Source organism: Aeromonas sp. 82P (assembly GCF_051919365.1).
Classification (GTDB): Bacteria; Pseudomonadota; Gammaproteobacteria; order Enterobacterales; family Aeromonadaceae; genus Aeromonas; species Aeromonas veronii.
Genome location: NZ_JBQBEV010000001.1, coordinates 4,059,074 through 4,071,547 on the forward strand (window position 1 = coordinate 4,059,074; position 12,474 = coordinate 4,071,547).

General features: G+C 61.4%; 15 protein-coding genes. 5 read left to right on the forward strand and 10 right to left on the reverse strand.

The features are described 5' to 3' along the window. Positions 1-167 precede the first annotated feature (167 nt). From ACTG2S_RS18470 to ACTG2S_RS18490, 5 genes are read left to right on the forward strand one after another with little or no spacing between them, the layout of a single operon-like run. Positions 168-1,319, forward strand: a complete 1,152-nt coding sequence (locus ACTG2S_RS18470; protein ID WP_206901151.1) for a double-cubane-cluster-containing anaerobic reductase — start codon at positions 168-170, stop codon at positions 1,317-1,319. 9 nt (positions 1,320-1,328) lie between these two features. Beyond that, entirely contained in the window at positions 1,329-2,111 is a 783-nt protein-coding gene (locus ACTG2S_RS18475) for an acyl-CoA dehydratase activase (protein WP_439983089.1), read from the forward strand. Next, positions 2,108-2,416: a DUF3343 domain-containing protein gene (locus tag ACTG2S_RS18480; protein ID WP_274160856.1), complete on the forward strand. Its 309-nt coding sequence runs from the start codon at positions 2,108-2,110 to the stop codon at positions 2,414-2,416. Before ACTG2S_RS18475 ends, ACTG2S_RS18480 begins: the two co-directional genes overlap by 4 nt. Before the next feature lie 14 nt (positions 2,417-2,430). After that, complete coding sequence (locus ACTG2S_RS18485) at positions 2,431-2,850, forward strand: MauE/DoxX family redox-associated membrane protein (protein ID WP_274160855.1); 420 nt, start codon at positions 2,431-2,433, stop codon at positions 2,848-2,850. 4 nt (positions 2,851-2,854) lie between these two features. Next, on the forward strand, positions 2,855-3,382 hold the full coding sequence (locus tag ACTG2S_RS18490) for a rhodanese-like domain-containing protein (protein ID WP_274160854.1): 528 nt from the start codon (positions 2,855-2,857) through the stop codon (positions 3,380-3,382). Positions 3,383-3,464: 82 nt separating this feature from the next. Here ACTG2S_RS18490 and ACTG2S_RS18495 read toward each other — a convergent pair whose 3' ends face one another. The 10 genes from ACTG2S_RS18495 to thpR all read right to left on the reverse strand — a co-directional run bounded on the left by ACTG2S_RS18495 (position 3,465) and on the right by thpR (position 12,320). Further along, complete coding sequence (locus ACTG2S_RS18495) at positions 3,465-4,832, reverse strand: cation:dicarboxylate symporter family transporter (RefSeq protein ID WP_274160853.1); 1,368 nt, start codon at positions 4,830-4,832, stop codon at positions 3,465-3,467. Positions 4,833-4,980: 148 nt separating this feature from the next. Next, positions 4,981-5,331: a putative quinol monooxygenase gene (locus tag ACTG2S_RS18500; protein WP_005335638.1), complete on the reverse strand. Its 351-nt coding sequence runs from the start codon at positions 5,329-5,331 to the stop codon at positions 4,981-4,983. Between the two features lie 24 nt (positions 5,332-5,355). Beyond that, positions 5,356-6,213, reverse strand: a complete 858-nt coding sequence (panC, locus tag ACTG2S_RS18505; RefSeq protein WP_005335639.1) for a pantoate--beta-alanine ligase — start codon at positions 6,211-6,213, stop codon at positions 5,356-5,358. A 201-nt stretch (positions 6,214-6,414) separates the two neighbouring features. Continuing rightward, entirely contained in the window at positions 6,415-7,209 is a 795-nt protein-coding gene (gene panB, locus ACTG2S_RS18510; RefSeq protein WP_274160852.1) for a 3-methyl-2-oxobutanoate hydroxymethyltransferase, read from the reverse strand. Beyond that, on the reverse strand, positions 7,206-7,715 hold the full coding sequence (folK, locus tag ACTG2S_RS18515; protein ID WP_005354659.1) for a 2-amino-4-hydroxy-6-hydroxymethyldihydropteridine diphosphokinase: 510 nt from the start codon (positions 7,713-7,715) through the stop codon (positions 7,206-7,208). Before folK ends, panB begins: the two co-directional genes overlap by 4 nt. 11 nt (positions 7,716-7,726) lie before the next feature. Then, entirely contained in the window at positions 7,727-9,193 is a 1,467-nt protein-coding gene (pcnB, locus tag ACTG2S_RS18520) for a polynucleotide adenylyltransferase PcnB (RefSeq protein WP_005335642.1), read from the reverse strand. Between the two features lie 255 nt (positions 9,194-9,448). Continuing rightward, positions 9,449-10,357 (reverse strand): tRNA glutamyl-Q(34) synthetase GluQRS, encoded by a 909-nt coding sequence (gene gluQRS, locus ACTG2S_RS18525; RefSeq protein WP_151287394.1) that lies wholly within the window; start codon positions 10,355-10,357, stop codon positions 9,449-9,451. 111 nt (positions 10,358-10,468) lie between these two features. Beyond that, the gene (gene dksA / locus ACTG2S_RS18530; RefSeq protein WP_005335644.1) at positions 10,469-10,918 is read right to left on the reverse strand and encodes an RNA polymerase-binding protein DksA; all 450 of its coding nucleotides are present in this window, start codon (positions 10,916-10,918) and stop codon (positions 10,469-10,471) included. A gap of 119 nt (positions 10,919-11,037) precedes the next feature. Continuing rightward, the gene (sfsA, locus tag ACTG2S_RS18535; protein WP_274160850.1) at positions 11,038-11,781 is read right to left on the reverse strand and encodes a DNA/RNA nuclease SfsA; all 744 of its coding nucleotides are present in this window, start codon (positions 11,779-11,781) and stop codon (positions 11,038-11,040) included. After that, a complete protein-coding gene (gene thpR / locus ACTG2S_RS18540) occupies positions 11,778-12,320 on the reverse strand; it encodes an RNA 2',3'-cyclic phosphodiesterase (RefSeq protein WP_042079954.1) in 543 nt (180 codons plus the stop codon). Before thpR ends, sfsA begins: the two co-directional genes overlap by 4 nt. Between the last annotated feature and the right edge of the window lie 154 nt (positions 12,321-12,474).

Below are 12,474 nucleotides of genomic sequence, written 5' to 3' on the forward strand. Positions count from 1 at the left end.
TGCCAGCCCCCTTCCCAATAACCAGCCTGTTATTAAGGATTTACCTGACGCCTTGTGATCCACCGCAATTTTCGAATTACCCCCAAAGGTATAATTCTCGCGGTTGGATGTGCCGTCACGGATGGCTCGTCCGTCTCTTCATTTCTCTCATCAGGGCAGGATCGCCTATGTCACTTATCACCGAGTTGCCAGCCATATTCGATAGTTTTTCAGATGCCCGTCGTCAGGGCTTTCTGGCTGTAATGGCACTCAAGGAGCGACAGATCCCCCTGGTCGGTACCTACTGCACCTTTATGCCGCAGGAGGTGGCGATGGCCGCCGGCGCAGTGGTGGTCTCGCTCTGCTCCACCAGCGACGAGACCATCGAGGAGGCCGAGAAAGACCTGCCCCGCAACCTCTGCCCGCTGATCAAGAGCAGCTACGGGTTCGGCAAGACCGACAAGTGCCCCTACTTCTACTTCTCCGATCTGGTGGTGGGGGAAACCACCTGCGACGGCAAGAAGAAGATGTACGAGTACATGGCCGAGTTCAAACCGGTGCATGTGATGCAGTTGCCCAACCGGGCCGATGACGAGGCCTCCCGCACCCTGTGGCGCAGCGAAATCGTCCGCTTCAAGGAGTTGCTGGAGCAGCAGTTCGGCAAGCCCATCAGCGAGCAGGCATTGCGAGACGCCATCGTGCTGAAAAACCGCGAGCGCCGCGCGCTGGCCGATTTCTACCGGCTGGGCCAGCTCAATCCGCCGGCACTCAGCGGTACCGACCTGCTCAAGGTGGTCTATGGTGCCACCTTCCGCTTCGACAAGGAGCAGCTCATCAGCGAGCTGCAGGAGATGACCCGCCGCATCAAGGTAGAGTATGCCGAGGGCAAGCGGCTCGATGCCCGCCCGCGCATCCTCATCACCGGCTGCCCCATCGGCGGCGCGGCCGACAAGGTGGTGCGTCTCATCGAGGAGCACGGCGGCTGGGTGGTGGGTTACGAGAACTGCACCGGCGCCAAGGCGACCGAGCAGTGCGTCAGCGAGGAGGGCGATCCGTTCGATGCGCTGACCGACAAGTATCTGGCCATCGGCTGCTCCTGCATCTCCCCCAACCACCAGCGCATGAATCTGCTGAGCCAGATGGTGGAGGAGTATCAGGCGGACGGAGTGATCGATGTGATCCTGCAGGCTTGCCACACCTATGCGGTGGAGTCGCTCGCCATCAAGCGCCATGTGCGCGAACGCCACGGCATCCCCTACATGGCAGTCGAGACCGACTACTCCAGCGCCGACAAGGGACAACTGGCCACCCGGCTGGCCGCCTTTATCGAGATGCTGTAAGGAGGCGCCGTGTCACTCTCCATCGGGATTGACTCGGGCTCCACCGCGACCAAGGGGATCCTGTTCGACAGCCGGGATGGCGGGCGTATCGTCCGCCGTTTTCTGGTGCCGACCCCCTTTCGTCCGCTGGCTGCCATCGAGCAAGGCTGGGAGGAGCTCTCGGCCGATTTTCCCCAACGACCTTATCTGACGCTGACCGGCTATGGCCGGGATCTGGCGTCGTTCGCCGATCGCCGGGTCACCGAGATCTCCTGCCACGGGCTGGGCGCTCGCCTGCTCTGCCCATCGGTACACACCGTCATCGACATCGGCGGGCAGGACAGCAAGGTGATCCAGCTCGATAGCGACGGCAACCTCACCGATTTTCTGATGAACGACAAGTGCGCCGCCGGCACCGGTCGCTTTCTCGAGGTGATTACCCGCACTCTGGGAGCTCGGGTCGAGCAGCTTGACGAACTGCTGCAAGGGGCCGAGCCCCACGACATCAGCAGCATGTGTACCGTGTTTGCCGAATCGGAGGCGATCAGCCTGCGCTCGGCGGGCATTCCGGCCGAGTCAATCCTGGCCGGTATCGTCTGCTCCATGGCCCGGCGCAGTGCCAACTTTATCGGCCGCCTCGGCGCCCGACCGAGCGTACTCTTTACCGGCGGCGTCAGCCACTGCGCCACCTTCCGCCACTATCTGGCCGAAGGGTTGGGCTGCGAAGTGGCCACCCACCCGGATGCCCAGTTTGCCGGTGCGCTGGGTGCCGCCCTGTTCGGCGCGCGCGCCAGCACGGGAGGCAAATCATGAATCAGGAGTTTCTCTACCTGTTCCACTCTACCCTCGGCACGGTCAGACTACGCAAGCGGCTGGAGCAGCACGACCAGTCGTTTCGGGTCTGCGACGTGCCGCGCCTGCTCAGCGCCGGCTGTGGCCTCGCCATTCGCCTCCACTGCCCGCCAGACGAGTGGTCACAGTGGTGCCAAAGCGGTGAAACCGCCGCCGTCTTTCGCTGCGAAGCGGACGGCGACTATCAGGAGCTGGCCCGCTATCCGGCCGATAGCCCGGACATGGCGAAGCAAACGCCAGTGGTTGGCAGTCGGAGTCATGGATGATAAAGAGCTATCCCATGGCTGTTTATCTGCGCATGCTGGCCAATCTGGCGCTGGGGGGATTCTTCCTCGCCTCTGCCGGGTTCAAGCTGACATCCCCCGCCCTGTTTGTCGAACAGATCGCGGCCTTCGGGCTGATCTGGCCGTCACTGATCCCGCCAGTGGCCTGGGGGCTGATCGCCCTTGAGCTCTGTGCTGGGCTTGCGGTCATCGCCAACCGGCGCTGGGGACTCTGGCTGGTGATCGGGCTGCTCGCCCTGTTTATTCCGGTGTTGGGCTATGGCGTTGCCATCGGGCTCGACATCTCTTGCGGCTGTCTGGGCAGGGCTGATCTCAGCTCGTTGCCGGAGGCCATTGTGCGGGATCTGCTGCTACTGACGCTTGCGGGCGCCCTGCTGCGAACTTTCCGCCCCGTTTTTCCCGTTCTAAAGGAGTAGTGACATGATGACATTGCGATCCCGCCCCCTGCTGGCCTCGCTGATCGCCGCCAGCTTTGCCCTCGGTGGCTGTGGCGACAACCAGTTCGAGCAGGAGGTGAAGCTGGAGCAGTCGGCAGTGCAACTGGCACAGGAGGCGCAGCAGGGGGGCTATCAGCTGCTGACCGTAGCCGAGCTGAAGACCCGCATGGACAAGGGCGAGGAGCTGGTGATCATCGACACCATGCCCTATGAGGACTCCTACAAGAAAGAGCACATTCCGGGCGCCAAAAACTTTGTCTTCGTGAAGGAGGCCAAGTCCGGCGATAACTGGAGCGAAATCGTCGAGGGGAGCGGCACGGCGGAGCAGTTCCAGGCGCTGTTGGGTGAAGACAAGTCCCGTCCTGTGGTGATCTACTGCGGCTTCGTCAAGTGCGGCCGCAGCCACAACGCTGCCGCCTGGGCGGTGACTCAGGGCTATCAGCAGGTCTATCGGGTGCCGGGCGGCATCTTTGCCTGGAAAGGGGCCGGTTACCCCGTATCTGCCGAATGACCGCGTCTGCTCACAAGGCAATACAGTCGACATAAAGAAGCCCGCAACTGCGGGCTTCTTTCATATTACGTGGCACTCAGGGTTAGCTGGCGGCCTGCTCCTGCGGCTGCTCCGCTTGGGCCAGCTGCTGCTTGCCCAGCAACCGCTTGGTGATCATGGCCGCCATGATGGAGCCGTTGACGTTGAGGGCGGTGCGGCCCATATCCACCAGCGGCTCGATGGCGATCATCACCCCCACCAGTGCGATGGGGAAGTTGAGGGTGGAGAGCACGATCAGCGCGGCGAAGGTGCCGCCACCGCCGACGCCGGCCACCCCGATGGAGCCCAGCGCAATCACCGGCAGCAGAGTCAGCAGGAACAGGGGATCAAACGGGTTGATACCGAGCATGGGAGCAATCATCGCCACCATCATGGCCGGATAGATGCCGGCGCAGCCGTTCTGGCCGAGGTTGGCACCGAACGAGGCGGCAAAGTTGGCGATGTTGGAGGGCACGCCAAGACGTTGCTGGGTCTCGATACTGAGCGGGATGGAAGCCGCGCTGCTGCGGGAGACAAAAGCGAAGGTGAGCACGCCCCACACTTCCCGCAGGTAGTGCAGCGGGTTCTGACCGATCAGCAGCAGGATCACCATGTGTACCGCAAACATCGCCAGAATGGCGACGTAGCAGACCAGAATAAAGCCGAGCAGACTGAGGATCTCGCTCAGTGGATAGTGAGCCACCACCCGGACGATCAGCGCCATTACGCCATAGGGGGTGAGCGCAATCACCACCCGCACCATCTTCATCACCCACAGTTGCAGGGTGTCGATGGCCACGGCGGCGCGAGCACCGGCCTGTGGATGCTCCGCCTTCAACTGCAGCAGGGCAACCCCCGCCAGCACGGTAAAGATCACCACGCCGATCACCGAGAGGCCGCGGCTACCCGCCATATCGGCGGCAAAGTTGGTGGGCACCAGCGAGAGCAGCAGGGCAGGCAGGGTCTGGGCACTGTCGATGGTGCTCATACTCTGTTGCAGGGCTGCCGTGTCGCTGCCGTGACTCAACAACCCGGCTGCGGTGAGACCGCTCAGGTGGGTAATGGTCATCCCCACCACACCGGCGATCATCACCAACGTCAGCATGGAACAGATCAGCACGGCGCTGATCTTGCCAAGGGACTGGGCCTGCTCCAGCTTGTTGATGGCGGAGAGGATGGAGGTGAACACCAGCGGCATCATCACCACCTTGAGCAGGCTGACATAGCCGCCACCGACGATATTGACCCACTCCAGGGTCTGCTGGACGCCGGCATCATCGGCGCCCCACCCCAGTTGCAGCGCCAGCCCGAACAGGGCGCCAAGCAACAGACCCGCAAGCACCTTGCGCGAGAGCGGCAAACCGGTAGGCAACCGGGTGAGAGCAAAACAGAGCAGACAGAAAACAAGCGATGCAATCAGGACAAACATCATGAATACCTGTAGTGGCCATCAGGCCGAAAGTGGATAGAAACGAAGGGAGATGCGGGCTGGGCCGCAGAACAAAACGCCGGAATGCAGGAGAGTGCAGGCGTGAAAAAGCAGCGGACGCCCGAGGGGCGTCCGCTGGCAATCGGGGGAATTACTTCTTTACGGGGGCGTCGTACTGTTCGGGTTCGTCGCTATAGACGCAGACATTCCACTTGGCGGCCAAACCATCTTCCGCCAGACAGTAACGCTCGAAGAAAGCCTTGATCTCCGCGCGCTGGCAGTGCGCCTCGAAAGAGGCCATATCTTGCCAAATCTCATTGAACACGATGGGGAAACTCTCCCCCTCGGCAAAGGGGCTGGCGATGTGGCGGGTCACCCGATATTGCAGGCAGCCATCCTCACGCAGGGTGTTGGGCTCGAGCGCCTGCAGCACCTGAAACAGGGCTTGCTCCTGACCGGGTTTGGGCAGGAATTGGGCAATGCAGTAAACCTTCTTGGACATGGGATCCTCCTGGTTGTGGCGGGCTCAGGCTTGCTGCAGCGTGACCACTTGATTGTCGATAAGGCGGGCCTTGCCAAGATAAGCGGCCATCAGGATCACCAGCTGCGCGCTCTCGTCAGTGGCGGATTCGAGGGTGGCGGCATCGACGATGTCGATGGCATCGGTACGAAAACCGGCGTTGTCGAGGCGTTGGCTGGCCTGCGCCACCAAGGAGGGCAGGTGGTGGTCACCCGCTTCGATCTGCTCGGCGATCCAGTTCATGGTGCGCGCCAGCTCGGGGGCGATGGCCCGCTCGGCAGCCGTCAGATAGCCGTTGCGGGAAGAGAGTGCCAGCCCGTCTTCGGCCCGCACGGTGGGCACGCCGACGATCTCGATGGGCATCGCCATATCGGCCACCATCTTGCGAATAAGCGCCAGCTGCTGGTAATCCTTCTGGCCAAAGCAGGCCACATCCGGCTGTACCAGATTGAACAGCTTGGTGACGACGGTACTGACACCACGGAAGTGACCCGGGCGCAGCGCTCCCTCCAGCAGATTGGAGAGACCCGGCACCTCGACGAAGGTCTGGCTCGCCAGCCCCTGCGGATACATGATCTCCGGGGTCGGGGTGAACACCATATCGACACCGGCCGCTTCCAGCGCAGCGCAATCCTGCTCCAGAGTGCGCGGATAGTTGGCAAGATCCTCGGCCTTATCGAACTGCATCGGGTTGACGAAGATGCTGACCACCACTTTCTCGGCGTGGCTGTGCGCCTCTTTCACCAGCGTCAGGTGGCCCTGATGCAGATTGCCCATGGTGGGCACGAATGCGATGGCACGCCCTTCACGGCGCCATTGGCTGATCTGCTCACGCAGAACGACGGGATTATTTACGACCAACATCAGCAGTTCACCTTCCGATAAATCAAAAAGAGAGACGGGTTGCATCTACCGGTAGCGCTCGGGCTGGATAGGGCACGAACATGGCTATCAGCAGTTCACCTTTAGATGAATCAATAAGATACGGATTAGCTATACGGATTAACTGTGCAAGGCTGATAAGCAGAGACGGGGGCCGCAGCCCCCATCATGCAACCGCCAGGATCAGTTGAAGCAGTGCTCCGGGCCGGGGAAGCTCCCCTCGCTCACCTGCTGCACATAGAGGCGGATGGCGGCACGCACATCGCCGGTCTCGGCCAGGAAGTTCTTGGTGAACTTGGGCACATAGCCGGAGGTGACGCCAAAGGCATCGTGCATCACCAAAATTTGACCGTCGGTCGCGGGGCCGGCACCAATGCCGATCACCGGGATGCGAAGCGCCTTGGTGATGCGCTCGGCCAGCGCAGTGGGCACACACTCGAGCACCAGCAGCTGGATACCGGCCGCTTGCAGTTCGAGGGCCTGACGGTAGATCTCCTGCGCCTGAAACTCATCGCGCCCCTGCACCTTGAAGCCGCCAAAGACATGAACGGATTGCGGAGTGAGGCCGAGGTGACCGCACACCGGCACCCCGTTGCGGGTGAGGTGGCGGATGGAGTCACACAGCCAGTCGCCCCCTTCCATCTTCACCATGCGGGCACCGGCCGCCATCAGGCGGGCAGCGTTCTGGTAAGTCTGCTCGGGGGTGGCGTAGCTCATGAACGGCATGTCGGCGACCACCAGTGCCTTGCTGGCACCGCGCGCCACACAGCGGGTGTGATAGACCATCTCATCCATGTTGACCGCCAGGGTATCCTGACCCCCTTGCAGCACCATGCCCAGCGAATCGCCGATGAGCAGCACGTGGGAACCCTCGTCGTCGAACAGCTTGGCAAAGGTGGCGTCATAGGCGGTGATGGCGGTGAACTTTTGACCTTCCTGCTTCATCTTCAGCAGGCTGGCGGTGGTGATCTTGCTCATAGAGGCTCCTGTACGTCTGCACGCGGGGCAATGATGGCCAAATCATTGTGCGGGCAGCGGGCAACCAGTCGGGCGAGCGGGGTGCCGCAGGGCAGCACCAGAGCAGGCGCAATTTCGGCAAGGGGCAGCAGCACGAACTCCCGCTCCTTCATGCCGTAGTGGGGTACGATCAGGCGCTCATGGTTGATCACCTGATCCCCATAGAGCAGCAGATCGAGATCCAGAGTTCTCGGCCCCCACCGCTCATCTTTGCGCACACGTCCCTGTTCCAGCTCGATTTTTTGTAATTGATCCAGCAGCGCAAGGGGCGCGAGCCGGGTATTGAGCCGGGCCACGGCATTGACGTAGTCCGGTTGGTCAGCAGGCCCCATGGGGCGGCTGCTGTAAAACGACGAGGCCTCCACCAGCACAGATTCCGGCAACCTTGCCAACGCGGCAACGGCGCGACGAGCCTGACCCAGCGGATCAGACAGGTTGGAACCAATGGCGATGAAGACCTCGGTCATCACGTCTGTTGTCACTCGGCCACTTTCGGTTTGCGGCGACGGGGGCGACGGCGGTTGCGGCTGTTGCTGCTGCGCTTCTCGCCATCGTGGCTGCGAGCCTCGCCGCGCTCACCGCTAGCCGGGCGACGGGTCGCTTCACGCTGCAGTTGCGGGCGCACATCCGGATTGGAGGCAACATAGCGCTCCCACCAGCTGGCCAGCTCACCGAGACCGCGCTCGACCCGGTTGCGCAGCAACAGGAAGTCGAACGCCGCGCGGAACTTGGGATGCTCCATGGCGCGCTCGGGGTGCTTGCCCTGACGACGGGTCAGCCGCTGTTGCAGTGCCCAGATGTCGCGGACATCTGTGGTGAAACGGCGTGGAACGGCGATGATCCGCACCTGATTGTCCAGTACCTCGTTGATCGCCAGCATGAAGGCGTCATACCAGGGCAGGCCGCTCTCGTTCTCCAGCACCCGACCACGGGCCTCGACGCAGCCCCACAGCAGGGTGGCGTAGAGGAAGGCGGGGGTGACGCGCTTGTCTTCACGAACGCGTGTGTCGGTATCGATCAGCGCCTGCTCGATAAACTGTTCGTAAGGCGAGTTGCCATGCGGGGTAAACAGCGCCGCCACTTGCGGGAAGAGCTGTTGGAACAGGCCATACTCGCGCAGCAGTTTGTAGGTCGCCAGACCGTCGCCAGCCAGGAACAGCTTGAGGGTCTCCTCAAACAGGCGGGCAGCAGGGATGTCTTGCAGCAGTGGCGCCAGCTCCTTGATGGGGGCGGCGGTACGCGGGCTGATGGTCATGTCCAGCTTGGCGGCAAAGCGCACGGCGCGCAGCATCCGCACCGGATCTTCACGATAACGGGTCTCGGGATCGCCGATCAGCTCAAGCTTGCGCTCGGCCAGATCTTCCAGACCCCCTTCGAAATCGTGCAGGGTGAAATCTTTGGCGCTGTAGTAGAGGGCGTTGACGGTAAAGTCGCGGCGCTCGGCATCCTCTTCGATGGTGCCGTAGACGTTGTCGCGCAGCAGCATGCCTTCATCAGACTGGGCCGACACATGTTTGCTGGTATTGACCTGATGGTGGTGACCCCGGAAGGTGGCCACTTCGATCACGTCACGACCAAAGACAATGTGGGCCAGGCGGAAACGACGGCCAATCAGGCGGCAGTTGCTGAACAGCGCCTTGATCTGCTCCGGCGTCGCATCGGTTGCGATGTCGAAATCCTTGGGCGTCTTCCCGAGCAGCAGATCCCGGACTCCGCCGCCGACCAGGTAGGCCTCATAGCCCCCTTTGTTCAGGCGATAGAGCACCTTGAGTGCATTCTCGCTGATCTCTTTGCGCGAAATAGGGTGCTGATCACGGCTTAAGGTACGACGTTGACCGGCGACACGGGCTGGAATGGGGGATTCCACCGACTGCTCGCCGTCTTCCTTGCCGAGCACCTTGCGGCAAAAGTTTGCGATCTGGGAAAAAATGGTACACCTCTTCATGACTTCTAAATTGACGGGAGGCCAAAAAATAGCGGCCTATCATAGCTCACGCCTAACCAAATGAAAAACCGTGCTGACAATTGATCCCGCATGAAACCGTCTGCCAGCGAAAATAGCGGTCTATCTGCACATAGCTCACGCCTGCACAAATGAAAAACCATGTGGCTACTTCAGCTCATTTGAATCAAACAGAGCCAAAAAATAGCCGTCTATCTGCGCATAGCTCACGTCCTATTACACGAAAACCGGCTCTTTTTACTCAAGGTCCAGCGGGATTTTCTCGCTGGCGGGCACCCGTTCGAGCTGCCAGTTAGCGATACCCCACCGGATGATCTCGTCAATCCGGCTCGCCATCAGCTCGGGCGGCGGGCACTGGCCGAGGAAGTGCAGCGCCTGCCACAGGGCCGGTCGCACCTCATCGAGCGCCAGGGCCGGCGCATGGTTCTGCTTGGAGAGCTTGTTGCCATCGGCCAGTACCGCCAGCGGCAGGTGCACCCAGTCGGGCACCGGCGCCCCCAGGGTCTGGTAGAGGGCAATCTGGCGCACCGTGGGCTCCAGCAGATCGGCACCGCGCACTATCTCGGTGATGCCGCTGTCCATATCATCCACCACCACTGCCAGGTTGTAGGCGTAAAGCCCGTCGCGGCGGCGGATAATAAAATCCTCCTCGGCAAGCGCCGCCGGGACCGCGATATGGCCCTGCAAGCGATCGTCGAAGTGGTAGACCGGATGGTGCTGGCGCAGCCGGGCGGCGCAACCTTCGGCCGCAAGCCCGAGGGTGCGGCAGTGGCCGCTGTAGAGACCGCCCGCGGCCATGATTTCTCGCCGGGTGCAGCGGCACCAGTAGAGATCCCCCGCCCGATAGAGCTGGTCGATGATCTCGTCATAACGACTATGGCGCGCGCTCTGGAACATCACCTCCCCATCCCACTCGAGGCCATATGCCTCAAGGGTTTTGAGGATCAGGTGCGCTGCCCCCGCCATTTCCCGCGGCGGATCGATATCTTCGATGCGAACCAGCCAGCGCCCCTGCTGCGCTCTGGCCTGCAAAAAGCTGCCGAGGGCGGCGATCAGCGAACCGAAATGAAGCGGGCCTGAGGGTGAGGGGGCAAAGCGGCCGACATAGGGGCGCACAAGGGGTGAGGACGGGAAATTCACTGGCATGACTATTCGGGTAAGCGATTCATTGAGGCTGCATTCTGGGGCGCGACCGCCAAAAGCTCAATAAAAAAGGGAGCCCGCGAGCTCCCTTTTTCATATACCAGAGGGTCGGGATCAACCGGCCATCTGTTTTTCCTTGATCTCGGCCAGCGTCTTGCAATCGACACAGAGGTCGGCAGTCGGACGGGCTTCCAGACGACGGATACCGATCTCGATACCGCAGTGTTCGCAGTAACCGAAATCATCGTCTTCAAGCAGCTGCAAGGTCTTCTCGATCTTCTTGATCAGCTTGCGTTCACGGTCGCGGGTACGCAGTTCAAGAGCGAACTCTTCTTCTTGCGCGGCACGATCCACGGGATCCGGGAAGTTGGCAGCCTCGTCTTTCATATGGTCGACGGTACGATCAACTTCCTGCATCAGTTGGTTGCGCCAGGCACCCAGGATCTTGCGAAAATGCGCCTTTTGTTGGTCATTCATGTACTCCTCACCCGGCTTTTCCTGGTAAGGCGCGACACCCGCAATGGCCAGGGGGCCCAGAGATTTCCTGTTTTCGCCTGTTGGCATGCCCTGTCTCCTAATTCAGCACGCTACCCGTGCCATCCATAAATTGAGGGCGACATCTATAGCAGAAGGGTAACGGGTAAGCAAACGAGCCGTACCAATAATGTTACCCACTCCAATATTTATGCACTCCCCTCGGGTAACAGGTGACCAGATTCAAACGGGATAAACCCTTGAGCCACCATGCCTTGCACCCCAACATGGGGCCGATAGCATAAAATTTCAACCCCCGCCGCGATTGCCTGCTCAATTAGCAGACTATAGTGCGGATCTATATGGGTTGCAGGGCGCATCCGGCTTATTCCGGAGTGCAACACCATAAAGAGCAGCACGGCCCTGTGGCCCGCCGCTTTCATCGCCATCAACTCGCGCAAATGCTTGGCACCACGGGCGGTGACCGCATCGGGGAAGTAGCCCATGCCAGCCTCCTCCCGCTCGTCGAGCAGGGTGACCGATTTTACCTCGATGTAACAATTACCCTTATCGTCATCTTCCAGCAACAGATCGATGCGACTGTTCTCTTCGCCATACTTCACCTCGGTGCGCAACCGGCTGTAACCCGCCAGCGGAGCGATGGCCTCCTGCTCGATCAACTCCCGGGCGATCTGGTTGGCGCGCGCCGTGTTGACGCAGATAAAGTGGCCCGCCGGGCTTTCGGCGATCTCCCAGCTGTTGGGCAGCTTGCGCTTGGGGTTATCGGAGGTGGAGTACCAGACCCGGGTGCCCGGATCGGCACAACCGGTCATGGCACCGGTATTGGCGCAGTGGATAGTAATGACCTCGCCGTTATCGAGTTGCACATCGGTCAGAAAGCGCTTGTAGCGGGCCACCAGCTGGCCCGATTGCAGGGGGGGATCAAAAATCACGGGTTAGCCCTCCGCGCATCTTCTTTTACCCGGGCACGCAGCGGCCAGCAGGCAAGCGGCTCATAGCGCACCCCGTCCGGAGTCGAGATGGATTGATAGAGGCAGAACTCATCGGCCTGCAGCAGAAAATTGGGAGCAGGCTGGATGGCCGGTGCCTCAACCGCCTTGCGCGACAGGGTGACATGGGGGCGATAGCCCTGCTCGCCATTGCCAAGGCGCAGCTTCTCGCCGTGGCGGCGCAGCGCCTTTGCCAGCACGGTCAGCTCGTTGGGCCACTCCTTCGGGCCAATCCAGGCTGCCTTGGCCCGGCTGAACCAGCCGGTCTCATCCAGCCTGATGGAGAGCGGCGGACAGTGCTGACGCTCCACGGCGGCGATCAGGCGGCGGGTGGTCAACTCGTCCGCCTCACCCAGAAAGGCCAGGGTCAGGTGGAGGTTGGCTTGCGGCACCGGCTGACCGGGCCAGGGCAGCTGATCGCGCCAGGCGATGAGCTCGGGGGCGAGCTCCTTGACGGGCAGGGCAAAGAAGAGTTTGGCCATGTGGTGATAATGCCTTTTTCACGCTCATTGGATGGGCCCATTCTATGGCAGCCATCCGGCCATGTCTCGCCACCCTCCCGCCCGAGTGGCCATCTGCGCACATCCACTCACGGTGGCGCGGGTGGCTGTGGCAGAATAGGCGCCGTTTTACCGG